Raw genomic sequence first — 22,851 nt, 5'->3', positions numbered from 1 at the left:
AATGCTGCTGCTCGGACTGACCGGCTCGATCGGAATGGGAAAGTCGACCACCGCCAAATTGTTCATGGAGGCCGGTGTTCCCGTGCATGATGCCGATGCCACGGTTCATCTGGTCTATGATGGCGAAGGGGCGCCTGCGGTCGAGGCCGCGTTTCCCGGCACCACAGTGGACGGCAAGGTCGACCGGCAGAAGCTCTCCGCGGCGGTGCTGCACAATCCCGACGCCATGAAGCGGCTGGAAGGCATCGTGCATCCGATGCTGCGATCGCATCGGCAGAAGTTCCTCGAGGACGCCGAGCGCGCCGGGGCTCCCGTTGCCGTGCTTGACGTGCCGCTGTTGTTTGAGACCGGGGGGGATGCCGGCGTTGATGCGGTAGTGGTGGTGACCACCACGCCGGAAATTCAGCGCGAGCGCATCCTGGCGCGCGACAACATGACGCCGGAAAAACTCGATGCCATCCTGGCGCGGCAGATGCCGGACGCGGAAAAGCGCCGAAGGGCGGATTTCGTGGTGGATACCTCCCACGGGCTCGATCCGGTCCGGCAGCGAATCCGGGAAATTCTGGAGCAGGTTGCTAAGATGCCACGACGGCGCGCCTGATTCGCGAGCGACCTGACGGATTCAGACTTCCATGCGTGAAATCGTTCTCGATACTGAAACCACCGGCCTCGATCCGCTGCGCGGCGATCGCCTGGTGGAAATCGGCTGCGTCGAGGTGTTCAACCGCATGCCGACGGGACAGAGCTATCACTGCTACATCAACCCGCAGCGCGACATGCCGCAGGAGGCCTTCGCGGTGCACGGCCTGTCGACCGAGTTCCTGTCCGACAAGCCGCTGTTTTCAGCGGTGGTCAATGGGTTCCTGGAATTCATCGGCGACGCGCCGCTGGTGATCCACAACGCCTCGTTCGACATCAGCTTCATCAATGCGGAGCTCGAACGCATCAAGTGGCCGCCAATCCCCAGGGAGCGGCTGGTGGATACGCTGCTGCTGGCGCGGCGCAAGCATCCGGGCGTGTCGAACCGGCTGGACGATCTCTGCTCGCGTTATTCGATCGACAATTCACACCGCACCAAGCATGGCGCGTTGCTCGACGCCGAACTGCTGGCGGAAGTCTATATCGATCTGGTGGGGGCGCGGCAGTCGCAGCTGCTGCTGGCGGATACGCCGCGGTCGGATTCCACCATGCAGGCTGACGGGCCGCGGCGGCAACGCCCGACCCCGCTGACACCGCGAGTGACCGACGCCGACCGCGAAGCCCACCGCGCCTTCATCGCCACCTTTGGTGAGAAGCTGATCTGGAAGGAATTCCTGGCGGAGGCGTGAGGGGAGATTGCCCCCCACTGCGTCATTGCCGGGCTTGACCCGGCAATCCAGCTTTCTTCCACCGTCCCAGTGTATATCGAACGCTTGAGCTGGACCCGCGGGTCAAGCCCGCGGGTGACGCTGAGTATGGAGAAGCGTCTTTCATTCTCCACGTCATAAAAAATCGGCCCGGGCATTGCTGCACCGGGCCGTTGTTGATCGCGCGGTCGCTGATCGAGCTCAGCTCGGCTTGAGCTGCTCGGCCTGCCGCTCCATGTTCTGGCGGTACAGGCCGACGAAATCGACCGGGTCGAGCATCAAGGGCGGGAAGCCGCCGTTGCGCACCGAGGTGGCGACGATCTCGCGGGCGAACGGGAACAGCAGCCGCGGGCATTCGATCATCACCAGCGGGTGCATGTTTTCCTGCGGCACGTTCACGATCCGGAACACGCCGGCATAGGCGAGTTCGAAGCTGAACAGCAGGGTGCCGGCGTTTTCCGCCTTGCCCTCGATCGACAGCGTCACTTCATAGTCATGTTCGGCGACATTGCGGGCGCCGACATTGATCTGGATGCCGATCTGGGGGGCCTGCTGCTGGGGTGCGAGCGAGGCCGGCGCGTTCGGGTTCTCGAACGACAGGTCCTTGATATACTGCGCCAGAACGTTGAGCTGCGGCGGGGGGGCGTTCTCGGGCGGTGCGCCGTTGCCATTGGTCATAAAATGTCTCCAGACGCAGTTTCAGGCGAATGGGGTCCGGTTCGCATGAAGAAAGCGTATAATTTGAAACGTCATCCCCGGAAGATCATGGACAGGGGTCTGGGCTGATCCGGATGCAAAAGTGATCATTTTTGCGGGATCCGCCGGGCGGTAGATCAAGATCCTTGTCCGCGCGAGTGGCTATCACAGGCCCCGGGCCCTCGACAAGGATCACGCACGCCGATTGGGCAGACGGGGGAGGTTGGCCCCGGCCCCCGGATCGTCTAGAATCCGCCGAAAACCAGCGCCACTAAGGTGACTTAAACCAGAGCTGCCGCCCAATGGTGCACGTGCCAAAAGGCGTCATTGGCTCTGCCCGATTTGAGACTTACATGACCGGGTACGCATAACGGAGTATGCATGTCGGGCTATGCATAACGAGTTTGTGCATGACCGGGCGAAAAGCGCCGTTCCGCCGCCGGAACGATGCATCGCCAGATGAATAGATCCAGTGCCGATCAGAAAGTGAATGCGACGTGGATATTTATACCATCATCTTCCTGGCCCTGGCCGTGTTCATCTTTTTGCGGTTGCGTAACGTCCTGGGACAGCGCACGGGCAGCGAACGGCCGCCCTACGACCGGGCGGCCCGCGACATGGCCAATGGTGCGGCCGGCAACAACAATGTTGTTCCGATGCCCGGAACCGTGATCGATCACGCACCCCCCGTCGCACCGTCCGAGACCGGGCCCGCGCCCGATCGCTGGAAGGGTGTCGCCGAGTCCGGCTCAGCGCTGGCGCTGGGTCTCGACGCCGTGGTCGCCTCCGACGCCTCGTTCGATCCGCAGCATTTCCTCACCGGTGCCAAGGGCGCCTATGAGATGATTGTGCTCGCATTCGCCGGCGGCGATCGCCGCATGCTGAAGGACCTCCTGTCCAAGGAAGTCTATGAGGGCTTCGACGGTGCCATCCGCGAGCGTGAACAGCGCGAGCAGAAGGTCGAGACGCGTTTTGTCGGTATCGACAAGGCGGAGCTCGTCAATGCAGAGGTGCGCGATCGCGCCGCGCAGCTGACGGTTCGCTTCGTGTCGCAGATGGTGACCGTCACCCGCGACAAGGCCGGTGCCGTGGTCGACGGCAGCCCGGAGAAAGTGACCGATGTCACCGACATCTGGACGTTCGCCCGCGATATCTCGTCGCGCGATCCGAACTGGAAGCTGGTTGGCACCGAAAGCGGACATTAAAGGCAGGCGCGCCGCAATCCGCGCGGGACTGGCGCTCGCAGCGCTTCCATTCATCATGTTCTCGCTGTCGTCGGATACGGAAGCGCGGCGAGCGGTTCACCGCCATGTATCGCATCGCCCTGTCGTGACTCCGATCTGGCCCCCCGAAATCCCCAACAGTCAATATGCGCCGATCGGCTGGACGGAGATTCCCGGCTGGGCCGACGACGATCATCTGGCGGCGTTCCAGACCTTCCGCACCAGTTGCACCGCCATCGTTGCCCAAACCAAGCCGCCGGCGGATGCCAAGGCACTGGGCCTATCGCTGCGCGAGCCGTGCCGGGTTGCGAAGGCTGCCGGTATTTCAACCGCAGCGAAAGCCAGGGACTTCTTCGAAGAGCATTTTCTGCCGCTGCGTATTTCCAAGCTCGGCGACAGCGAAGGTTTCGTGACCGGCTATTATGAGCCGATTGTCGACGGCTCCCGCACCCAGACCGACGTCTACAACGTGCCGCTCTATCGCCGGCCGTCCAACCTGTTCGTGCGCGGCTTCAAGCAGAGCGCGACCAACCTGCCCAATGGCGGCCAGGTGTTTCGCAAGATCGGCCGCCGCAAGCTGGTGCCCTATTATGACCGCGGCGAGATCGAGGACGGCGCCATCGCCGGCCGCGGGCTGGAAATCTGCTGGCTCAAGAACCAGACGGATTTGCTGTTCATCCAGATCCAGGGCTCGGCGCGCATCCGCCTGCAGGACGGATCGGTGGTGCGCATCAACTACGACGCGCACAACGGCTATCGGTATACGCCGGTGGGGCGCGTACTGATCGACCGCAACATCATCCCGAAAGAGCAGATGTCGATGCAGCGCATCCGGCAATGGATGGAGGAGAATCCCGACGGCGCCAAGGAGCTGCGGCGGCAGAACCGCTCCTATGTGTTTTTCCGCGAGGTGCAGCTGTCGGAGAAGGACGAGGCGGTGGGCGCGCAGGGCGTGCAGCTCACGGCCGGGCGCTCGATCGCCGTCGACAAGGCGCTGCACGTCTACGGCACGCCGTTCTTCATCGAGGGCAACCTGCCGCTGGAATCCGAACAATCGAAAACACCGTTCCGGCGGCTGATGGTGGCGCAGGACACGGGATCGGCGATCATCGGTCCGGCGCGGGCAGATATCTATTTCGGTGCCGGCGATGAAGCGGGACGGGTGTCGGGGCGGCTGCGCAATGGCGCCCAGTTCGTGATGCTGATTCCGAAAAGCCTCGACCCCTCGGCGCGCGGCAAAACCATGCCGCTGCCGGAAGCGCGGCCGTCGGCCGTGATCGCGAAATTGTTTCCGCAGCAGGCGGTGCCGGCGAAGGATGCTGCGGCCAAAGATCCTGCTGCAGCCAAAAGCGATCTGAAAGATCAGCCGGCGGCGGCAGCATCCAAAGAGGTGACCGGCTCCGCCAAACCGCCCGCCGTGCCGCCGGTCGCCGACGCCAAATCCGAGACGAAACCCGAAGCGAAGTTGGAGACGAAGCCGCAACAAGTGCCGCTGCCCGAAGCGCGCCCCAGCGACAAGATCGAGCGCGCCGCCCCCGCGCGCCCTGAGCGCCGGCGACCTGCTCGGCATCGCCGCCATCATCGGCATGTCAGATGAAACGCGTGCCGCCACCCGATCTCGATATTGCCAGGCCGGCGTCGTCGCGCCGCCGCCGCGCGTTGAGCGCGGAGGAGCAGGAGCTATGGGAGGCGGTGGCGCACGCGACCAAGCCGCTCAAGAAAAGACCGCGGTTGACCAAGGTCGCTTCGCCGGTCGCAGCCGAAGAGATTCCGAAGCCCGCCACCAAGGTGGCGGCGTTCCCCAAACTTCGTCCCGTAGCCGTGCCGGCCAAGCCCACCAAACCGGCGCCGCCGTCGCTCGCGCCGCTCGGCCGCCGCGAACGCTCGCAACTCTCGCGCGGAATCAAGGATATCGACGCCCGGCTCGATCTGCACGGCATGACCCAGGCGCGTGCGCATCGCGCGCTGCTGGGCTTCCTGCAGCGGGCCAGTGACGACGGGTTGTCGTTCGTGCTCATCATCACCGGCAAGGGCCGCACCACGGCCGAGGGGTCCGAGCGCGGCGTGCTGCGGCGCCAGGTGCCGGAATGGCTGGGACTGGCGGAGTTTCGCAACTGCGTGGTCGGCTTCGAGGAAGCCCACATCGGCCATGGCGGCGGCGGCGCGCTGTATGTGCGCGTGCGGCGGCGGCGCCTTTAATCTCGAACATGCTGGTATGAAGTTAAATCGAGGTAATCCGTCACCCCGAGGGGCATGGTAACCCCAGCTATGCTTCCAAGTCGGCTGCAATGAAGACCTCGGCACGGAGCTTGGTTTGACAGCCCAAGGTTATCGGTCAGAGCCCGGAATCAAAGCTCTGCTGGAATCAAACTGTGCGGAGTGAGGGACATACCCATCGGAAGACGAGCTGTCGTCCTGTGTGTGCTCGATATAATTGAACTGCCAGCCGTGGGCCAGCATGCACCTGTTGAATGCGCGGCTCCCGTACTCCTGCTGGTGAGAGGGGTCGCATTTCTCGGTCGCGGTATCGTTGCTATCGTGCTGTTGGCGGGGTCGCACATCACGGTAGTGGTATATGGCGGTGGCGTTCGCTGAGAGCGTGCTCATGAGTAGGGCTGGGATGATGAGGGCGCGCATGATGTTCTCCTGTGAACATCAGTCTGCGCCCGCCATAGACACGTTCAACGGGTTACACAAACGTAATCCAGTGCCGCCGATCTGAAGTTCCTGCACCACTTGCCGCAAACGCGTTTTCTTGACGCGAACCGGTACCCACTTCGCTCGAAAACGCTCTCAAAACCAGTAACGCCTGATGTAGACCGCCGTCATCACGGTACCCGCCACAATCACGGCCCAGCGGACGACATTTGCAGGCAGCACCCGCACCAGATAACCGCCGGCATACCCGCCGACCAGCGCGCCCAGCAGCATCAGCATGGTTTCCCGCCACTGCACCACGCCCAGGCCGACAAAGACGACGATCGCAGCGACACTGACGCCAGTTGCCAAGAGGTTCTTCAGGACCTTGACCTTGCGGATGTCATTGGGCTCGGCGATCGACAGCACCGCGGTCAGAACGATGCCAAGCCCCGCGCCAAAGAATCCGCCATAGATCGAGGCTCCCGCCAGCACGGCAAGCTCTGCGGTGGCCGAGGGCGCGGCGCCGGCCCAGCGATGCTCCGCCCATGCCTGGATCTGCGGCGCGAACGCGAACAGCAGGGTGGCAAAGCCGATCAAGGCCGGGACCGGCAGGACGAACAGCCTGTCCGGCAGCGCCAGCAGCAACAGCGCGCCGCCGATTCCACCGAGCACGGCCGTGGTCAGCGACCATGCGAACCGGCGATTGAACGGCGGCAGCTTGTCCCGATCCGCCAGCGCGGCGATCAGATGACCGGGAGAAATCGCAACAGCATTGGAGGCGTTGGCGAGGACCGGAGAGAGTCCCGCCGCCAGCATGGCCGGAAACGTAATCAGTGTCGCGCCGCCGGCGATGGCGTTGATGATGCCGCCGGCAACGCCGGCCGCGATGAGGAGGGTAACGATTGTCCAGTCCATGGGAGGCCTTCCGAAAACCGGAAAGCTAAACCGCCGGGGTCGCATCGTCTGGAACGTTTGTGATCAGCGCACGCTCTCGCGGTAGGCATGCGGCGTGACGCCGAAGCTGCGCCGGAACAGCCGCCCGAGATGGCTCTGGTCGGAAAAATCCAGGTCCGCAGCAACGCCGGCGATGCTGTCGCCCTGCTGCAGGCGGTGACGGGCTTCGTTCAACCGATGGATAGTGCGGTAAGCGTGGGGCGCCATGCCGATGTCCCGGATGAATTTGCGGGTGAAGCCTTCCCGGCTCAGCCCGGCACGCGCTGCGATCGCGCCGATGCTCTCGGTGGTGTTTGCAACACGGCCGAGTGGATTTGTCGGCAAACCGGCATCGCGCTGGACCAGTCGTCCGTGACCAAAAAAATGCGCTTCGATGGCACGCCGCGTGACAACAGGGGCGGCATCCCGGAGAATTTCCGCTGGAGCGTGCGCAGTGACCACGATCGGGCGATTCCCGAGCGGCGGAAGCGGCAGATAGACATTCAGGCAGGTCACGTCACGGGAGCGCAACGGCAGGCTTCGATGCGGCACCATCGCGGGAATCAGGATGCTCTGCCCGGCGGCGACCGCGTGGGTTTCCCCACCGATCTGAAAGGCGCGTTTACCGGACCTGACGCAGGTGATCTGCGCGGTCCGGTGAAAGTGAAAGCCGAGATCGGGGGCGGCATCGCCGCTCCACGAAGCGTATTCCGCAACGATGTCTGCCCGCTTCAGCCAGTAAGACCAAACATTCGATGTGAGCTTGGACATCGCAGGTACCGTCGAGCCACGAGGTGTTTACAGAATAAACCTGCTGAGGTCGGTGTTCTTGGCGAGATCGCCGACATGCTTCTGCACATAGGCGGCGTCGATACGGATGGTTTCGCCGTTGCGATCCGGCGCGACGAACGAAATCTCGTCCAGCACCCGCTCCATCACGGTTTGCAGCCGCCGCGCGCCGATGTTCTCGACACTGGAATTGACGCCAACGGCGACGTCGGCGAGCGCGTCGATGGCGTCATCGGTGATGTCCAGCGTCACGCCTTCGGTTAACATCAGCGCGACATACTGCTTGATCAGCGAGGCTTCCGGCTCGGTCAGGATGCGGCGGAAATCGTCGCGGGTCAGCGCCTGCAACTCGACTCGGATCGGCAGGCGGCCCTGCAGTTCCGGCAGCAGGTCGGAAGGCTTCGCCACATGGAACGCGCCTGATGCAATGAACAGGATGTGGTCGGTCTTCACCTGGCCATGCTTGGTGGTGACGGTGGTGCCTTCGATCAGTGGCAAGAGGTCACGCTGCACGCCTTCGCGCGAGACGTCGGCGCCGGCGCGGCCATCGCGGGCGCAAATCTTGTCGATCTCGTCCAGGAACACGATGCCGTTGTTCTCCACCGCATGGATCGCTTCTCCGATCAGCTTGTCGGTGTCGAGCAGCTTGTCGGATTCCTCGTTGACCAGAAGCTCGTGGGAGTCCTCCACCGTCAAGCGGCGCGGCTTGGTGCGGTTGCCCATCTTGCCGAAGATGTCGCCGATCGAGATCGCGCCGATTTGCGCACCCGGCATGCCCGGAATTTCGAACGCCGGCATGCCGCCGGAAGACTGCACCTCGATCTCGATTTCCTTGTCGTTGAGTTCGCCGGCGCGCAGTTTACGGCGGAAGGAATCTCGGGTCGCCGTGCTGGAATTGGCGCCGACCAGGGCGTCGAGTACGCGCTCCTCGGCGGCGAGCTGGGCGCGGGCCTGCACGTCCTTGCGCTTGCGCTCGCGGGTCTGGCCGATCCCGACCTCGACCAGGTCGCGGATGATCTGTTCGACGTCGCGCCCGACATAACCGACCTCGGTGAATTTCGTTGCTTCGACCTTGATGAAGGGCGCGCCGGCGAGCTTGGCGAGCCGCCGCGAAATCTCGGTTTTGCCGACGCCGGTGGGCCCGATCATCAGGATGTTTTTCGGCAGCACTTCTTCGCGCAGCGAGCCCGTGAGCTGCAGCCGGCGCCAGCGGTTGCGCAGCGCGATCGCGACGGCGCGCTTGGCATCGCCCTGGCCGACAATGAAGCGGTCGAGCTCGGATACGATTTCACGGGGAGAGAAGTCAGTCATTGTTGCATACCATCAGAAGTGCGGGGCCGCCCTGCGTGGTCACCACGCCACCCTTACGAAAGCCGGCCTTTTCATAGGCCCGGATCGCCCTCGCATTGGCGGGGTCAGGATCGGTGATGACACGGGGTGTTCCCATTGTGAAGAGATCAGCGATAAACGCGCGAATGAAAGCCGAACCATGGCCACGATCGAGCATGCCGGGCTCGCCGATGAACTGGTCGATGGCGCGGGTGCCGGCGGGCTGCGGGCCAAAGCCGTCCTCCGGCCATGCGGTGAGATCGAAGCTCTGCAAATAGGCGAATCGCTGCCGGTCGGTCGCCACGATGAACTGCGCCATCGCCGGCTCGTCCATATCGCCGCTCACCAGCGCGTACTGTTCGGCGGCATCGCCCCACCATGCGATCACATCAGGCGTCTCCAGCCAGCGCCGCACCATTGGCAGATCGTCGCTGGTCATTGGAGAGAACTGGTAGGTGTGGTCCGTCATCAGGTGGTCTGCACACTGAGTCGGGGGAGGCGGCGGGTCAGGACTGATGGCGTCACGCGCCAGACCGCCGCCCGCAGCGGCCGCCAGCCTGCGCTGAGCAGCAGCACGAAGGCGCCGAGCACCAGGAGTGTCGCCGGCGTGGTGATGTCCGAAAACCCCGCCGCGCGGAACAATGTCGCGAAGGCGTAGCCGGTGTAGGCCAGGCCAGAGACCAGCATCGCACGGCGGTCGATCAGCACTGCGACGAGGCTCAGCGCCAGAAAGACCACCATGATGGCAACAGCCGATGCCGGGTCCAGCCTGGTGGGATCGACCAGCAATCCTCGGATCAGCGAATGAACGATCAAGGGCGCCGCGAGCAGGTGCAGCCAGAAGGCGATGTCGGTGCGCCGGGTCAGGCGCTCCGGGTCAGACATGTCGAAGCGCATCGCCAAAGCGAAAACAGCAAGGCTGCAAACGAAAATGACCGCAGCGTATCCGACCGATGCCAGTTGAGGGATCAGGCTGTAGGCCAGTCCGACAACCGCAATCGTCAGCGCGGCGCAGCCGGCGGCGATGGTGATGGGCACGCGAAACCGCCAGTAATGTGCGGCCGTCAGCAAAACCGTGAGCAGCGCCGCGACCGCCATGACCGTGGGCGGTGCGCCGTCGATACCCAGCGGTATTGCGGTGGACGGCGTTTGCCTGCCGCCGTGGTCCACGAACAGGCCGGCCAGCAGCGCATCCAAGCCGATGAACGCCGCGGCGGCGAACCCGATCAGAAGCACGATGCTCGGCAGTGCCATCCGCCGCTTCCGGGTGAAGAATTCCGCGAGCAACCAGGTAATCACGGCAACGCCGATCCACATGGCCGCGCCGCCGTACGACCGGTCGATGAAATAGCCGACGGCGCCGACGAACATGGCAAGGCCGAGGGTGACGAAAACATCGCTGAATCCGCTGACAAAACGCAGTTGCTCATCGTCGGGGGACGACGGCAGATCCAGCGGTTCGCTTGAATTGTCCAGCGCGCGCAGGCGCTCGGCTTGTTCGGCAGTAATGATGCCGTCAGCCACGCCTCTCGCCAACATGTCGTTCGTTATCATGGGCATCGGTTGTCCAGTGGAGACCTAAGCAGCATTGGCCGGATCACAAGTCGCCTGTTCAGATGATCGGTGGGCCACTTTGCCACGCGCGGATGGTCTCGAACGGATGAATCAGCATGATGATGTTGAGTGTCAGATTGTCGCGAATATGCAGGCCCACCAGAACCTCGAAGGCGATGGCAATCGCAACCGTGACCAGCACCGGAAGCTTTTTTGCGACCAGGAAGCCGGTCACCATCGCCAGTGTATCGGACACCGAGTTGACGATGCTGTCGCCGTAATAATCCAGTGAGATGGTGCCGGCGCGATAACGATCGATGATGATGGGTGAATTCTCCAGCAGCTCCCAGGCGCCTTCGACCAGGATGGCAACGATCAGCCGGACGATCCATGTGGCTTTCGGCAGCAGCAGCCAGGTCAGGGCATAAAAGATGAAGCCGTGGATGATGTGGGAGAATGTGTACCAGTCGGCGATGTGCTGCGAGTTCTCCGAACTCAGCACCACGCCGTGCCACAGCTTGACATAACCGCAGGCGCAGATCGGCAGCCGACCCATGGCGAACAGGATGGCCGCCTGCGCGACGATCAGCAGCACCGCGATCGTCACCCCGCGGGAGAGCGACAGCCCGGGCGCCGGTGCCGCGATCTGAGGCGCCTCGCCGGATCTGCTCATGTCAGGTTGCGCTCAGCGCTTCGATGGTCAGGTTGCGGTTGGTGTAGACACAGATGTCGGCGGCGATATCCAGCGCGCGCCGCACGATGGTTTCCGCGTCCTTGTCGGTGTCGACCAAGGCACGGGCGGCTGCGAGGGCATAGTTGCCGCCCGAGCCGATCGCCATCACGCCGCCTTCCGGCTCCAGCACGTCGCCGGTGCCGGTCAGCACCAGCGAGACGTCCTTGTCGGCGACGATCATCATGGCCTCGAGCCGGCGCAGGTAACGGTCGGTCCGCCAGTCCTTGGCAAGCTCGACCGCGGCGCGGGTCAATTGCCCCGGATATTGCTCCAGCTTGCTTTCCAGCCGCTCGAACAAAGTGAAGGCGTCGGCGGTGGCGCCGGCGAAGCCGCCGATCACGTCGCCCTTGCCGAGCTTGCGGACCTTTTTGGCGTTGGATTTGATCACGGTCTGGCCGATGGAGACCTGGCCGTCGCCGCCGATCACCACCCGTCCGCCCTTGCGGACAGTCAGAATGGTGGTGCCATGCCAGACGGGGGTGTTTTCCGAGTTCGATGGGTGCATATCCGGTCCTTTTCGATCGGCCAGATTTAGGGGGCCGGTGGCCGACTTGCAATCAGCGGCGTTTCCGACGCCTTTTCAGGGTCTTCCCATTGCCCGGGAATGCGATTTCCGGTCACCATAGCTGCAATAATAGCGTCATACTGCAGTAGCGAAGGCGGTCCGTGCCTGTTAAAAGGGCCCCGGTTCCGACCTCCAAAACAGGCTCTTCAGCAATGCGCACGGCCACGATTACGCGCAAAACCAAGGAAACCGACATCGCGGTATCCGTCAATCTGGACGGCACCGGCGTGTCCCAGGTTGCGACCGGAATCGGCTTTTTCGACCATATGCTGGACCTGCTGGCGCGGCATTCGCGCATCGACATCACCGTCAAGGCGGATGGCGACCTGCATGTCGACCATCACCATACCACCGAGGACGTCGGCATCGCGCTGGGCCAGGCGGTGAAGCAGGCGCTCGGCACCATGGCGGGCATCACGCGTTATGCAGGCGTCCACATGCCGATGGATGAGACGCTGACGCGCGTGGTCATCGACATTTCCGGGCGCCCGGTGCTGGTGTTCAAGGTGGACTTCCCGCGCGACAAGATCGGTGAATTCGACACCGAACTGGTGCGCGAGTGGTTCAATGCGTTCGCCATGAATGCCGGCATCACCCTGCATGTCGAGACGTTGTATGGCGAGAACAGCCATCATATCTCCGAATCCTGCTTCAAGGGTCTGGCGCGGGCCCTGCGGGCGGCTGTCGCGATCGATCCGCGCAATGCCGGCGAAGTGCCGTCCACCAAGGGACAGCTCGGCGGCTAGAGCATGATCCGGAAAAGTGGGTACCGGTTTTCCGACAAGATCATGCTCAAACATAAAGATTCATAGCGATCCGTCATGCGGATCGGGCTTCGCGGTGTCGCGCGAAGCTGCAAGATATCCGGAGAGTGCAATGCCGGTTTACACAGTTCATGGCCCGGTGACGGCAGGTGGCGCCGCTGAGGCGACCGACCGCTTTGTGTTCGTGCGCGACGGCTTTCATGTCTGGGCAGCGGTCGCGGCTCCGCTGTGGCTGGCTTTCCATCGGCTGTGGCTGGCGCTGGTGGGCTACCTCGTGCTTGTCGTGGCCGTTGCGGCGGGGCTCTGGGCGCTGCGCCTCGGCTCCGATGTGCGCTTTACGGTCATGCTTTTGATCGCCTTGCTGATGGGCTTCGAGGCGTCCAGCCTGCGGCGCTGGACCCTGTCGCGCGGCAAATGGCGGGAACTCGATGTGGTGGCCGCCAGGAATAGCGATGAGGCGGAACGCCGGTTCTTCGATCGCTGGGCCGAGGGACGCACAGCGTCCGCCGATGGCGCCTCGATCGATCGCGGATCGCCGCCGCCGGTGCGTCCGGCCGCGCGGGTGCAGCCGCCGCATGGCGAGATCATGGGGCTATTCCCGCAGCCGGGAGCGCCGCGATGAGTGTCGCGATCATCGATTATGGTTCGGGCAACCTGCACTCCGCCGCGAAGGCGTTTGAGTTGGCGGCGCGCAGCCTCGATCATCCGCCGCAGATCGTCGTCACCCGCGATCCCGACGTGGTGTCGCGGGCGGATCGCGTGGTGCTGCCGGGTGTCGGTGCGTTCGCCGATTGCCGTCATGGCCTCGACGCGCTCGACGGCATGGTGTCGGCGCTGAACGAGACGGTGCGCGGCAAGGCGCGGCCGTTCTTCGGCATCTGTGTCGGCATGCAGCTGATGGCGACCCGCGGCAAGGAATACGTCACCACGGCCGGGTTCGACTGGATTGCCGGCGATGTCGAAAAGATCGCGCCTGGTGATGCCAGCCTGAAGATCCCGCACATGGGCTGGAACACGCTGCAGGTCCAGCGTCCGCATCCGGTGCTGCAGGGATTGCCGCTGGGTGACGACGGTCGTCACGCCTATTTCGTGCACTCCTATCACCTCAACGCCGCAAACGACGCCGATGTGGTGGCCCGCGCTGATTACGGTGGCCCGGTCACCGCCATCGTCGCCCGCGACACCGCCATCGGCACTCAATTTCACCCTGAAAAGAGCCAGCGCTTTGGGCTCGCTCTGATCGGCAACTTTCTGACGTGGGCCCCGTGATTCTGTTTCCTGCCATCGATCTGAAAAACGGCGCTTGTGTTCGCCTCGAACAGGGCGACATGGCCCGCGCCACTGTGTTCAGCAATGATCCCGCGGCGCAGGCGAAAAGCTTCGAGACCCAGGGTTTCGAGTATCTGCATGTGGTCGACCTCGACGGCGCCTTCGCCGGCAAGCCGATGAACGCGCAGGCGGTCGAGTCCATGTTGGCGACGGTGAAAATGCCGGTGCAACTCGGTGGCGGCATTCGCGATCTCGCGACGGTCGAAGCCTGGCTCGGCAAGGGCATCGCCAGGGTCATCATCGGCACCGCCGCGGTGCGCGATCCGGCGCTGGTGAAGCAGGCCGCGAAAGCATTTCCCGGACAGGTCGCGGTCGGACTGGACGCCCGCGACGGCAAGGTGGCGGTGGAGGGCTGGGCCGAGACCTCCCAGGTCACCGCGCTGGAGATCGCGCAGCGGTTCGAGGATGCCGGCGTTGCCGCCATCATCTTCACCGATATCGCCCGTGACGGCCTGCTGAAGGGCCTCAACCTCGAGGCCACCATCGCACTGGCGGAGGCCATTTCGGTGCCGGTGATCGCCTCCGGCGGCCTGGCTTCGATCGACGACGTCAAGGCGCTGCTGACGCCGGCGGCGAAAAAGCTGGCCGGCGCGATTTCCGGCCGGGCGCTGTATGACGGGCGGCTCGATCCTGCGGAAGCGATGGCGCTGATCCTGTCAGCGCGCAAGGCGGCCTGATCATGTTCAAGGTGCGCGTCATTCCCTGTCTCGATGTGAAGGATGGCCGGGTCGTCAAGGGCATCAATTTCGTCGACCTGCGCGACGCCGGCGATCCGGTGGAGGCGGCGATCGCCTATGACGCCGCCGGCGCCGACGAACTGACCTTCCTCGACATCACCGCCACTCATGAGAACCGCGGCACCATGCTGGATGTGGTGCGGCGGACGGCGGAAGCCTGCTTCATGCCGCTCACCGTGGGCGGCGGCGTTCGCGTGGTCGAGGACATCCGCACGCTTCTCACCTCGGGCGCCGACAAAGTGTCGATCAATTCGGCCGCCGTCAGCCGGCGCGAATTCGTGCGCGAGGCGGCCGAGAAGTTCGGCGGCCAGTGCGTCGTGGTCGCCATCGACGCCAAGAAAGTCAGTGCGCCTGGCACGCCGGACCGCTGGGAGATCTTCACCCATGGCGGCCGCAAGGCCACCGGGATCGACGCGCTGGGCTATGCCGAGGAAGTGGCTGCGTTGGGCGCCGGTGAAATCCTGCTGACCTCGATGGACCGCGACGGCACCCGCCAGGGCTTCGACATTGCACTGACCCGAGCGGTGGCCGACCGGGTGCCAATTCCCGTGATCGCCTCCGGCGGTGTCGGCAACCTGGATCACCTGGTCGGCGGCATCCGCGACGGCCACGCCACCGCGGTGCTGGCGGCCTCGATTTTCCATTTCGGGGAATTCACCATCCGGCAGGCCAAGGAGCACATGCGCGGCGCCGGTTTGCCGATGCGTCTCGATCCTTGATCCAGAATGGCCAGACTCGCTAACGCCGAGTTCAGCCCAATATGATAGGGATGTGACAGAAAGAGTAGCGATGTCCCGGTTTACGATCCATGATCTCGCTGCAACCATCGATGCCCGCGCGGCGTCCGGCGGGGAGGCGTCCTATACGCGCAAGCTGCTCGACAAGGGTCCGGCCCATTGCGCCAAGAAGTTCGGCGAGGAGGCGGTGGAGACGGTGATCGCCGCGGTCGAGGGCGACCGCGATCACCTGGTGTCCGAGAGCGCCGACGCGATCTTTCATCTTCTGGTGCTGCTGAAATCGCGCGGCGTGTCGATCGAGGATGTCGAGGCCGTGCTGGCGCAGCGGACCCAGCAGTCCGGGCTTGAGGAGAAGGCGGCGCGCAAGCGCTGATGCGAACGTTGAATTCGGGACACGGGTATTTGGCAGACGAATACTCGGAATTTGTGGGGAGTACCGCTTCCATGGATGCGCGGATCGATCTTCAGTACAATCCCTACCGGGTGTTCTCGCGCGACGAGTGGGCGAAGCTGCGCGACGATACGCCGATGACGCTGGCCGCCGACGAGATCGCGGCGCTGCGCTCGCTGCACGACCGGCTGGACCTGAAGGAGGTCGAGGACATCTACCTGCCGCTGTCTCGGCTGCTGTCGATGTATGTCGCCGCCGCCCAGCGATTGTTCTTCGCGCAGCGCCGCTTTCTCGGCATCGAAGACCGCAAGATGCCCTACATCATCGGCGTCGCCGGCTCGGTGGCGGTCGGCAAGTCCACCACCGCGCGTGTGCTGCAGGCACTGCTGGCGCGCTGGTCGCCGCGCCCCAAGGTCGACCTGGTCACCACCGACGGCTTTCTGTTTCCCAACGCGGTGCTGGAACGCCGCGGCCTGATGCAGAAGAAGGGCTTTCCGGAAAGCTACGATCTGCCGACGCTGCTGAACTTTCTCAGCGACATCAAGGCGGGCCGGCGGTCGGTGCGGGCGCCGATCTATTCGCACCACACCTACGACATCGTGCCGCACCAGAGCGTCGAGATCGACCAGCCGGACATCCTGATTCTCGAGGGCGTCAACGTGCTGCAGACCGGACGGTTGCCGCGGGACGGCCAGGCCATTCCGTTCGTGTCGGACTTCTTCGACTTCTCGGTCTATATCGATGCGGAAGAGCCGGTGTTGCGGAAGTGGTATGTGCAGCGTTTCCTGTCGCTGCGCGACACCGCGTTCCACGATCCGAAATCATACTTCCATCGCTACGCACTGCTGTCGGACGACGAGGCGATCGCCACCGCCACCGCGATCTGGGACCGCACCAACCTCGCCAATCTCGAAGACAACATCCTGCCGACCCGTCCCCGCGCCACCCTGATCCTGAAGAAGGGCGGCGAGCATGTGATCGAGAAGGTGTCGCTGCGGCGGCTGTAGGTGCGCTTTCCGAAGCAGTTGGCACGGAGTGACTGCCGGCAAAGATGACGGTGAGCAATGTTGAAGGTGTGGGGGCGACGCAACTCTTTCAATGTGCAAAAGGTCATGTGGCTGATAGGCGAGTTGGGCCTCGCTCACGAGCACATACCTGCCGGCGGCAGTTTCGGCCAACTCGATGGCCCGGATTTTCTTGCAATGAACCCTCATGGGCGGGTGCCCGTGATCGATGATGCCGGAACGGTGGTGTGGGAGTCCCACGCCATCCTTCGATATCTTGCCGCGCGATTTGGTGCAGATCGGTTCTGGCCGAAGGATGCCGGCGAACGGTCCGGAGTGGATCGTTGGATGGACTGGTCGCAGACTTCATTGCAGCCAGCCGTTCTGACGGAGGTGTTCTGGGGGTTCTATCGGACGCCAGAAAATCAGCGAAACTGGACTGCGATCAATCAGGGCATTGCGCGCTGTTCGACCTATTTTCAGCTGCTCGACGGCTGGCTGGCGGATCGCAGGTACTTATGCGGTGACAGTTTCAGCCTTGCGGATATTCCGGCCGGCACCTCGCTCTACCGCTATTTTGAGCTGGAGATTAATCGCCCGACGATCCCGCACGTTACGGCGTGGTATCAGCGGCTGCAGGAGCGAAAAGCCTATCGCGAGCACGTCATGATCCCTTTCAGCGATCTCTACGGGCGGCTCGATTTCTAGAGCGGGACTTGCTTACGCCGCGTGCCGATTGGCATCGACGCCGAAATGGTCGATGTAGCGGGCGTTGATGGCGGACACCGGCATCACGATCAGCACATCGGTGGTGCCGAACTGATGGTCGATCACGGCGCCGTCGCCGATGAAGGCGCCGAGCCGCAGATAGCCTTTGATCAGCGGCGGCAGTTCGTGCAGCGCGGCCTTCGGATTGATCGCTTCCTTGGCCAGCCGGTTCATTTCGACGCGGCGGGACGGATGCGCCGCTGCCCGCCAGGCTTCCGGCGCGCGCGAATAGTGATGCAGGAACGACAGCGGCAACGCAAGCCGGTCCGGATCGGTGCCCTCGAAGCTCGCGCAGCCCAGCATCACATCGCAATTGTGCTGACGCACGTAACTCCAGATGCCATGCCACAGCAATTCCACGGTGCGCTTGTTGCGATAGGGCGGCAGCACGCAGGAGCGGCCGAGTTCGAGAAACTTCAGTCCGCGGTGACGATCGACCAGCTCCGACACGTCGAATTCATTGTCGGTGTAGAAGCCGCCGTGACGCTCGGCGACGTCCTGCCTGAGCAGGCGGTATGTTCCGACCACCGGCTGCTTGCCGCTCAACGACGGCTTGGCGGCATGGTCGATGACCAGCAGGTGATCGCAGATCTTGTCGAAGGCGTCCTTGTCGCGCTGCGCCAGCATGGTGGCGGCATCCGCAATCGCGCTGCCGTCCTTGTAGAACACCTTGTAGCGCAGTTTCTGCGCGCGTTTCACGTCGGCCTTCTTGTGCGCAAGCCGGACCTCCAGCGGTCCGATCCGGCCGAGCGGTGCTGCGGGGGCATGGATGCCGGGCCGCAGCTTGATGGCGGCCTCGCTGACAAAGGCCGGCATCAGCAGGCCGGCGACGGCCTTGGTTTTGGCCATCACGGCGGCTGCGTTGTCCGGCCGAAGCATCTGCTTCAGGTTGAGGCCGGAGCGCGCGAATTCATCGGCTTTCATGAAATCCCTCGCGGCCGCGCTGATCGCATCGAATCGCTGCGGCCGTGGATTTCATTAATCACGGGCGTTCAAAGGATTTATGACAAGTGGCGGGCGCTTGCGCGTATCCCCAATGCGACGCGCGAGGCGCAATGATTTCAGATTCGTGACACTCGTGGAGTGGATTTGACATTCGCACCCCACGTTGCCGCGAGTCCGACATGCGAATGTCAAATCCAGAGCTCCACGAGTGATTTACAATTGCAAGAGGTCCTTCGATTTTAACATTCGCAGAAACACCAGCTGAAACGGGATGCGAATGTTAGAATCGGACCGCTTGCGCAGCAAGGTGCGGAGAGGCTGGAATGCTGGCAAGCACGTCGTTGAGCTTGTCGCGATCCAGCGGCTTGACCAGGAAGCCGTCCATGCCGGCGGCGAAGCAGGCGTAACGATCTTCCACCAGCGTGTTCGCCGTCAGCGCGATGATCGGCGTGCGACGCATCTGCAGCGATGTTTCGCGGGCGCGGATGCGCCGCGTGGTCTCGATGCCGTCGAGCTCCGGCATCTGCACGTCCATCAGCACCAGGTCATAAGGCGCGCCGGCGGTCTCCGCCGCCAGCCAGGATTCCATGGCCTGCGCGCCGTTGACGGTGATGACCGGACGATGGCCAAGCCGGGTCAGCAGCGAGCGCATCAGCAGCGCATTGATCTCGTTGTCCTCGGCGACCAGGATCGACAGGCCTCTCGAGGGCGTTGGGCGCGGCGCGGCCTCGACGAGATCCGCGTCATCAACAGCGAGTTTCGGCGCGTCTGTGACGTCCGGCATCACCAGCCGCGCCGCCAGCGACGCAGCGCGCAACGGCTTGACCAGATAGCCGGTGAACGCGCTCGAGTCCGACGGCTGCCGCTCGCGTCGCGTCGATGGCGTCACCATCACGATCCGGTGCAGGGCATGATAACGGGCGGCCTCGGCAAGCTGCTCTGCTTCTTCAGCGCCGAGATTGTGGTCGACAATGATTGCGTGCCAGGCCCGTTCCGGCAGCAGCGCCTGCGCCACCACCGCGTCGGTCAGCGAACAGGTCTGAGCGCCCCAGCGCTCCAGCCGGCGCGCGACCAGCGAGGCTTCGATCGCCTGCGGCGCCACCAGCATGACCGCTTTGTCCCGCAGGTCGGGGGCGACGAACGCGGATGCACCGGCGGCGGGGTTTGCGGATGCAATCAACGGAATCGACGCCTCGAACGTCGAGCCACGTCCGGGGGCGCTGTCCAGGGTGATGCGTCCGCCCATGCGTTTGACGATGCGTTCGCTAATGCTTAGGCCGAGGCCGGTCCCGCCATAATTGCGGACGGTGCGTTCGTCGGCCTGTTCGAACTCGCGGAAAATCCGCTCTTGCGCCTCCGGTGCGATGCCGATGCCGGTATCGCGAACCAGGAAGCTGACCTCGTTGGGCCAGATCCCGGGCTCGACAATCAGCGCGACGCCGCCGGTCGCGGTGAACTTGATGGCATTGCCGGCGAGATTGAGCAGCACCTGGCGCAGCCGCGCGGCGTCGCCGATCACTTCCGTGGGCAGGCGCTCGTCGATATAGGCGGCAATCTCCAGGTGTCGCGCCTGCGCGCGCGGCGCCAGCAGCTCGGTGATCTCCTCGACCATTGCCGCCAGCACGAAGGGGCGATGCTCGAGGTCGATCTTGCCGGCTTCGATCTTGGAGAAGTCCAGCAGCTCGTCGATCAGCAGCAGCAGAGCTTCGCCGGAGGTCTTCACCGCCCGCACATAGGTGGTCTGTTCGGCTGAAAGCTGTGTATCGAACAACAGCCCGCTCATGCCGATGATGCCATTGAGCGGCGTGCGGATCTCATGCGACGCCATGGCCAGGAAACGCGACTTGGCGCGGTTGGCCGCATTGGCATGGTCACGGGCATCGCCCAGCGCCCGTTCGGTTTCGGCGCGGTCGGTGACATCGCGGCCGACACTCTGCATGTCGGCCGGGCGGTTGGCCTCGGTGCGGATCAGGGCTTCGCGCCAGGCAATCCAGCGTGGACCCAGGGCGCTTGCGATCTTCTGGTCGTGCACGCGGGTGCCGTCGACGTCCAGCGCCGCATCGCCCTGCTCGAGCACAGGCAGCACGAACATCGAGCCCACCAGCTCGTCGCGGGATTTTTGTGCGAGCGCGCAGAAGGCGTCGTTGGTGAAGGTGATGCGCTGCTCCGCGTCGCGCAGCACGATCAGGTCGCTGCGGGATTCAAACAGGCTGCGCGAGCGTTCCTCGGCTTCCTTCAGTTCCCAGTTGCGATCGATCAAGGCTTCGTTGCGCAACGCGACCGCGGCCATCGCCTTGCGCAGCCGCCGCATCCGGAAGCTCAGGCTTGCAAGCGCAAGGCACGCCAGCGCAAGCAAAAAGCTGATGCCGAGAGCGAAGGTATGCGGATTGTAGTCCTTGGAATAGCTGCCGGCGATGAAGCCATAGGTACCGCCGAACGCCGCCGAGAAGATCGTCAGCGAGCGCGCCAAGGCGACGGCCAACGGGTGCCGCCGCCTGAATCGGCGATAGCGCAGTCTGATCCGTAATCCCCGCGTCATGACCCGATGTCCCGAAATGGGTGGAGCGAGATCCCCGATCCAAACGTGCAGCGGGGATGTTGCGAAGTGTTTGAGGTCGAAAAGACGGAGAGCCGTGCGATGAAAACAGGGTTAATAAAGAGTAAATCTAGAGCGCGCCGGCGACCTGCTGCTGCCGCCCGCCATGGGCGCCGACCACGAGAGCCGCGGCCTCTCGTGCGGTGAAGCGTTTGGAGCGGACGAAGATGCGGTAGTCGGCTTCGCCGTCACGCGACAGATAGATCACGGTCGGTGCCGTGGCCGGCTCGGCGGCAATGCCGATGAACTCGGTTGGACCGGCGCCATCGCAGTCCTCCGCTTCCGCGGTCTCGACGTCATCGATCACGGTGAGATCGGCCATCTCGGGGCTGTCGATGATCTGGACACGGACGTTGGCCGCGGTGGGATCGCTGGTGAAGCTGACCCGGTGCTGCGCCAGCCAGGGCAGTTGCGCGATCTGAACCGACGCAGTCGCGGTGGCGATGCAGGGGCGGATGGCCGCGCTCAACTGGTCCCGCGCGAAGAACCCGGCCACGGCCAGCGGAACGATCGATACCAGAATCTTCAAACGCAGCATGGCTGACGAACTCGACACGCAACACAACGGGGATAAGCCCGAAACACCGGCTTATGGTTGGTGAAGCGTAAACGAAAATCGTTAGCGGATGGTTTGCGTGGTGAATCGCGATGTGCATTTTTGACAGGAGCGCGCGCGGGCATTCGTGTCCGGTGCGGCATCGCCGTGAACAGCCGTGTGTCAGCCGAACGTGTAGGGAAGCAGGCGTCCGCCAAACGGCTCGCCTTGCCAGATCAATTGCAGGCCGGCGACGATCTCCGCCCCATAGCCGGTATAGGGAATTTCGATCGACTTCAGCCACGGCGCGACCCACTGGTTGAGAGGCGTGCCGTCGATGCTGACGAGCTCGCAATCATCGGGGATTTTGAGACCGCGTTCGCGTGCGCGCCGGGTCACCCCGTAAGCGATCTGGTCGCTGACACAGAGAATGGCGTCCGGGGTTTTGCTGCCGCCGAAAATGCGCGCGCCGGCATCATAGCCGACCTGGAGATGCGATCGTCCCTCCCCGTCGGCCTGGATGATCGCCTCGTCGGACCAGCCACGCTCACGCAGCCGGGCCAGGAAGCCGGACACGCGGTCCCGCGATGCGGATGAGCTCAGCTGCGGAAAAACAACGGCTGGGGCGCGCCGCCCGAGATCGGCGAAATGGTCGGCGACGGTTGCACCCGCGGCGCGATCGTCGATTCCGACAAACGGGCCGATGCCGGCCGGATTACGGCGGTTTACGAACACCGTCGGGGCACCCAGGGCGGAAAACTCGCTCAGTCCGGGGCTCGGCACCGCCGCGACCAGGACATAGCCGCGCACCATCTGGGCGCGCATCGCGGAGAGATACTCGTCCTGAAGTTCGGGGCGGTCATGGGTATCGCACAGGATCATGACGTAGCCGGCTTCGCGCAGGGCCGCCTCGGTGGAACTTGCGATGGTCGCCATGGCCGGATTGTCGAGATTGGCGGCAATCATTGCCACGAGCTGGCTTTGGCCGCGCTGGAGGGCCCGTCCCACCGGATTGGGCCGGTAGCCCACGGCCTCGATCGCGTCGAGCACCCGCGCCACCGTGGCCGCGGAGGCGCGGCGCATCTCGCCATTGACGATCCGCGACACGGTCGAAACCGAGACGCCGGCCCGCGCCGCGACTGTTGCAAGGGAAACGTCTTCCGGCATCGGCCTCCGGGGGTCTGGTCCGATCACTGCTCTCAGTGTCATCTGGAGGGGCTGCTGTCGAGCCCCTCCA

General features: G+C 63.9%; 25 protein-coding genes. 13 read left to right on the top strand and 12 right to left on the bottom strand.

All coding sequences use genetic code 11. The annotated features are described in order from the left end of the window. Position 1 precedes the first annotated feature (1 nt). Together coaE and dnaQ are read left to right on the top strand one after the other, a co-directional pair. Positions 2–601 (top strand): dephospho-CoA kinase, encoded by a 600-nt coding sequence (coaE, locus tag RS897_RS10545; RefSeq protein WP_315836504.1) that lies wholly within the window; start codon positions 2–4, stop codon positions 599–601. A 31-nt stretch (positions 602–632) separates the two neighbouring features. Then, positions 633–1,328: a DNA polymerase III subunit epsilon gene (gene dnaQ / locus RS897_RS10540; protein ID WP_315836503.1), complete on the top strand. Its 696-nt coding sequence runs from the start codon at positions 633–635 to the stop codon at positions 1,326–1,328. A 219-nt stretch (positions 1,329–1,547) separates the two neighbouring features. Here the strand turns inward: dnaQ and secB are convergent, their stop codons facing one another. Beyond that, the gene (gene secB / locus RS897_RS10535; RefSeq protein WP_315836502.1) at positions 1,548–2,024 is read right to left on the bottom strand and encodes a protein-export chaperone SecB; all 477 of its coding nucleotides are present in this window, start codon (positions 2,022–2,024) and stop codon (positions 1,548–1,550) included. Positions 2,025–2,539: 515 nt separating this feature from the next. Here secB and RS897_RS10530 point away from each other — a divergent pair. From RS897_RS10530 to RS897_RS10520, 3 genes are read left to right on the top strand one after another with little or no spacing between them, the layout of a single operon-like run. Next, the gene (locus RS897_RS10530; RefSeq protein ID WP_315836501.1) at positions 2,540–3,247 is read left to right on the top strand and encodes a Tim44/TimA family putative adaptor protein; all 708 of its coding nucleotides are present in this window, start codon (positions 2,540–2,542) and stop codon (positions 3,245–3,247) included. 55 nt (positions 3,248–3,302) lie between these two features. Beyond that, complete coding sequence (mltA, locus tag RS897_RS10525; RefSeq protein WP_407654541.1) at positions 3,303–4,862, top strand: murein transglycosylase A; 1,560 nt, start codon at positions 3,303–3,305, stop codon at positions 4,860–4,862. Beyond that, entirely contained in the window at positions 4,859–5,464 is a 606-nt protein-coding gene (locus RS897_RS10520; protein ID WP_315836499.1) for a Smr/MutS family protein, read from the top strand. The genes mltA and RS897_RS10520 overlap by 4 nt, the downstream gene beginning before the upstream one ends. A gap of 594 nt (positions 5,465–6,058) precedes the next feature. Here RS897_RS10520 and RS897_RS10515 read toward each other — a convergent pair. From RS897_RS10515 to hslV, 7 genes are all read right to left on the bottom strand, one after another. Next, positions 6,059–6,820, bottom strand: coding sequence for a sulfite exporter TauE/SafE family protein (locus RS897_RS10515; RefSeq protein WP_315836498.1), 762 nt, complete (start codon positions 6,818–6,820; stop codon positions 6,059–6,061). Between the two features lie 63 nt (positions 6,821–6,883). Then, entirely contained in the window at positions 6,884–7,609 is a 726-nt protein-coding gene (locus tag RS897_RS10510; protein ID WP_315836497.1) for a helix-turn-helix domain-containing protein, read from the bottom strand. Positions 7,610–7,636: 27 nt separating this feature from the next. Beyond that, positions 7,637–8,938: an ATP-dependent protease ATPase subunit HslU gene (hslU, locus tag RS897_RS10505; protein ID WP_315836496.1), complete on the bottom strand. Its 1,302-nt coding sequence runs from the start codon at positions 8,936–8,938 to the stop codon at positions 7,637–7,639. After that, positions 8,931–9,425, bottom strand: coding sequence for a GNAT family N-acetyltransferase (locus RS897_RS10500; protein WP_315836495.1), 495 nt, complete (start codon positions 9,423–9,425; stop codon positions 8,931–8,933). Before RS897_RS10500 ends, hslU begins: the two co-directional genes overlap by 8 nt. Next, entirely contained in the window at positions 9,425–10,516 is a 1,092-nt protein-coding gene (locus tag RS897_RS10495) for a hypothetical protein (RefSeq protein ID WP_315836494.1), read from the bottom strand. The genes RS897_RS10500 and RS897_RS10495 overlap by 1 nt, the downstream gene beginning before the upstream one ends. 52 nt (positions 10,517–10,568) lie before the next feature. Beyond that, a complete protein-coding gene (locus RS897_RS10490; RefSeq protein WP_315836493.1) occupies positions 10,569–11,183 on the bottom strand; it encodes a DUF2585 domain-containing protein in 615 nt (204 codons plus the stop codon). 1 nt (position 11,184) lies between these two features. Next, positions 11,185–11,748 carry an ATP-dependent protease subunit HslV gene (gene hslV / locus RS897_RS10485; protein WP_315836492.1) on the bottom strand — a complete coding sequence of 188 codons (564 nt, stop codon included), beginning with the start codon at positions 11,746–11,748 and terminating at the stop codon, positions 11,185–11,187. A gap of 212 nt (positions 11,749–11,960) precedes the next feature. Between hslV and hisB the strand changes: the two genes are divergently transcribed. The 8 genes from hisB to RS897_RS10445 all read left to right on the top strand — a co-directional run bounded on the left by hisB (position 11,961) and on the right by RS897_RS10445 (position 17,478). Beyond that, positions 11,961–12,554, top strand: a complete 594-nt coding sequence (gene hisB, locus RS897_RS10480) for an imidazoleglycerol-phosphate dehydratase HisB (RefSeq protein WP_315836491.1) — start codon at positions 11,961–11,963, stop codon at positions 12,552–12,554. Positions 12,555–12,684: 130 nt separating this feature from the next. Continuing rightward, the gene (locus RS897_RS10475) at positions 12,685–13,194 is read left to right on the top strand and encodes a DUF2628 domain-containing protein (protein WP_315836490.1); all 510 of its coding nucleotides are present in this window, start codon (positions 12,685–12,687) and stop codon (positions 13,192–13,194) included. After that, positions 13,191–13,841 carry an imidazole glycerol phosphate synthase subunit HisH gene (hisH, locus tag RS897_RS10470; RefSeq protein ID WP_315836489.1) on the top strand — a complete coding sequence of 217 codons (651 nt, stop codon included), beginning with the start codon at positions 13,191–13,193 and terminating at the stop codon, positions 13,839–13,841. The genes RS897_RS10475 and hisH overlap by 4 nt, the downstream gene beginning before the upstream one ends. Further along, entirely contained in the window at positions 13,838–14,578 is a 741-nt protein-coding gene (gene hisA, locus RS897_RS10465) for a 1-(5-phosphoribosyl)-5-[(5-phosphoribosylamino)methylideneamino]imidazole-4-carboxamide isomerase (protein ID WP_315836488.1), read from the top strand. The genes hisH and hisA overlap by 4 nt, the downstream gene beginning before the upstream one ends. 2 nt (positions 14,579–14,580) lie before the next feature. Continuing rightward, a complete protein-coding gene (hisF, locus tag RS897_RS10460; RefSeq protein WP_315836487.1) occupies positions 14,581–15,357 on the top strand; it encodes an imidazole glycerol phosphate synthase subunit HisF in 777 nt (258 codons plus the stop codon). Positions 15,358–15,427: 70 nt separating this feature from the next. After that, a complete protein-coding gene (locus tag RS897_RS10455; RefSeq protein ID WP_315836486.1) occupies positions 15,428–15,748 on the top strand; it encodes a phosphoribosyl-ATP diphosphatase in 321 nt (106 codons plus the stop codon). Between the two features lie 71 nt (positions 15,749–15,819). Next, complete coding sequence (gene coaA, locus RS897_RS10450; protein ID WP_315836485.1) at positions 15,820–16,773, top strand: type I pantothenate kinase; 954 nt, start codon at positions 15,820–15,822, stop codon at positions 16,771–16,773. 57 nt (positions 16,774–16,830) lie between these two features. After that, positions 16,831–17,478, top strand: a complete 648-nt coding sequence (locus tag RS897_RS10445) for a glutathione S-transferase family protein (protein WP_315836484.1) — start codon at positions 16,831–16,833, stop codon at positions 17,476–17,478. A 12-nt stretch (positions 17,479–17,490) separates the two neighbouring features. Here the strand turns inward: RS897_RS10445 and olsB are convergent, their stop codons facing one another. The 4 genes from olsB to RS897_RS10425 all read right to left on the bottom strand — a co-directional run bounded on the left by olsB (position 17,491) and on the right by RS897_RS10425 (position 22,781). Beyond that, entirely contained in the window at positions 17,491–18,354 is an 864-nt protein-coding gene (gene olsB / locus RS897_RS10440) for a l-ornithine N(alpha)-acyltransferase (RefSeq protein WP_407654540.1), read from the bottom strand. Positions 18,355–18,763: 409 nt separating this feature from the next. After that, complete coding sequence (locus tag RS897_RS10435; protein ID WP_315836482.1) at positions 18,764–21,022, bottom strand: ATP-binding protein; 2,259 nt, start codon at positions 21,020–21,022, stop codon at positions 18,764–18,766. A 127-nt stretch (positions 21,023–21,149) separates the two neighbouring features. After that, positions 21,150–21,617, bottom strand: coding sequence for a hypothetical protein (locus tag RS897_RS10430; RefSeq protein WP_315836481.1), 468 nt, complete (start codon positions 21,615–21,617; stop codon positions 21,150–21,152). 180 nt (positions 21,618–21,797) lie between these two features. Next, on the bottom strand, positions 21,798–22,781 hold the full coding sequence (locus tag RS897_RS10425; protein ID WP_315836480.1) for a LacI family DNA-binding transcriptional regulator: 984 nt from the start codon (positions 22,779–22,781) through the stop codon (positions 21,798–21,800). Between the last annotated feature and the right edge of the window lie 70 nt (positions 22,782–22,851).

Origin of the sequence: Bradyrhizobium prioriisuperbiae (genome assembly GCF_032397745.1) — a bacterium.
Lineage (GTDB): Bacteria > Pseudomonadota > Alphaproteobacteria > Rhizobiales > Xanthobacteraceae > Bradyrhizobium_A > Bradyrhizobium_A prioriisuperbiae.
Note: the sequence above shows the minus strand (reverse complement) of the source record. Positions and strands in the feature narration are given on the sequence as shown.

What these genes read in the sequence shown, in the direction of transcription:
- coaE (WP_315836504.1), top strand. Translation starts at nt 2, where the DNA reads ATGCTGCTGCTCGGACTGACCGGCTCGATCGGAATGGGAAAGTCGACC.
- dnaQ (WP_315836503.1), top strand. Translation starts at nt 633, where the DNA reads ATGCGTGAAATCGTTCTCGATACTGAAACCACCGGCCTCGATCCGCTG.
- secB (WP_315836502.1), bottom strand. Translation starts at nt 2,024, where the DNA reads ATGACCAATGGCAACGGCGCACCGCCCGAGAACGCCCCCCCGCCGCAG.
- mltA (WP_407654541.1), top strand. Translation starts at nt 3,303, where the DNA reads ATGTTCTCGCTGTCGTCGGATACGGAAGCGCGGCGAGCGGTTCACCGC.
- RS897_RS10520 (WP_315836499.1), top strand. Translation starts at nt 4,859, where the DNA reads ATGAAACGCGTGCCGCCACCCGATCTCGATATTGCCAGGCCGGCGTCG.
- RS897_RS10515 (WP_315836498.1), bottom strand. Translation starts at nt 6,820, where the DNA reads ATGGACTGGACAATCGTTACCCTCCTCATCGCGGCCGGCGTTGCCGGC.
- RS897_RS10510 (WP_315836497.1), bottom strand. Translation starts at nt 7,609, where the DNA reads ATGTCCAAGCTCACATCGAATGTTTGGTCTTACTGGCTGAAGCGGGCA.
- hslU (WP_315836496.1), bottom strand. Translation starts at nt 8,938, where the DNA reads ATGACTGACTTCTCTCCCCGTGAAATCGTATCCGAGCTCGACCGCTTC.
- RS897_RS10500 (WP_315836495.1), bottom strand. Translation starts at nt 9,425, where the DNA reads ATGACGGACCACACCTACCAGTTCTCTCCAATGACCAGCGACGATCTG.
- RS897_RS10495 (WP_315836494.1), bottom strand. Translation starts at nt 10,516, where the DNA reads ATGCCCATGATAACGAACGACATGTTGGCGAGAGGCGTGGCTGACGGC.
- RS897_RS10490 (WP_315836493.1), bottom strand. Translation starts at nt 11,183, where the DNA reads ATGAGCAGATCCGGCGAGGCGCCTCAGATCGCGGCACCGGCGCCCGGG.
- hslV (WP_315836492.1), bottom strand. Translation starts at nt 11,748, where the DNA reads ATGCACCCATCGAACTCGGAAAACACCCCCGTCTGGCATGGCACCACC.
- hisB (WP_315836491.1), top strand. Translation starts at nt 11,961, where the DNA reads ATGCGCACGGCCACGATTACGCGCAAAACCAAGGAAACCGACATCGCG.
- RS897_RS10475 (WP_315836490.1), top strand. Translation starts at nt 12,685, where the DNA reads ATGCCGGTTTACACAGTTCATGGCCCGGTGACGGCAGGTGGCGCCGCT.
- hisH (WP_315836489.1), top strand. Translation starts at nt 13,191, where the DNA reads ATGAGTGTCGCGATCATCGATTATGGTTCGGGCAACCTGCACTCCGCC.
- hisF (WP_315836487.1), top strand. Translation starts at nt 14,581, where the DNA reads ATGTTCAAGGTGCGCGTCATTCCCTGTCTCGATGTGAAGGATGGCCGG.
- RS897_RS10455 (WP_315836486.1), top strand. Translation starts at nt 15,428, where the DNA reads ATGTCCCGGTTTACGATCCATGATCTCGCTGCAACCATCGATGCCCGC.
- coaA (WP_315836485.1), top strand. Translation starts at nt 15,820, where the DNA reads ATGGATGCGCGGATCGATCTTCAGTACAATCCCTACCGGGTGTTCTCG.
- RS897_RS10445 (WP_315836484.1), top strand. Translation starts at nt 16,831, where the DNA reads ATGTTGAAGGTGTGGGGGCGACGCAACTCTTTCAATGTGCAAAAGGTC.
- olsB (WP_407654540.1), bottom strand. Translation starts at nt 18,354, where the DNA reads ATGCCGGCCTTTGTCAGCGAGGCCGCCATCAAGCTGCGGCCCGGCATC.
- RS897_RS10435 (WP_315836482.1), bottom strand. Translation starts at nt 21,022, where the DNA reads ATGACGCGGGGATTACGGATCAGACTGCGCTATCGCCGATTCAGGCGG.
- RS897_RS10430 (WP_315836481.1), bottom strand. Translation starts at nt 21,617, where the DNA reads ATGCTGCGTTTGAAGATTCTGGTATCGATCGTTCCGCTGGCCGTGGCC.
- RS897_RS10425 (WP_315836480.1), bottom strand. Translation starts at nt 22,781, where the DNA reads ATGCCGGAAGACGTTTCCCTTGCAACAGTCGCGGCGCGGGCCGGCGTC.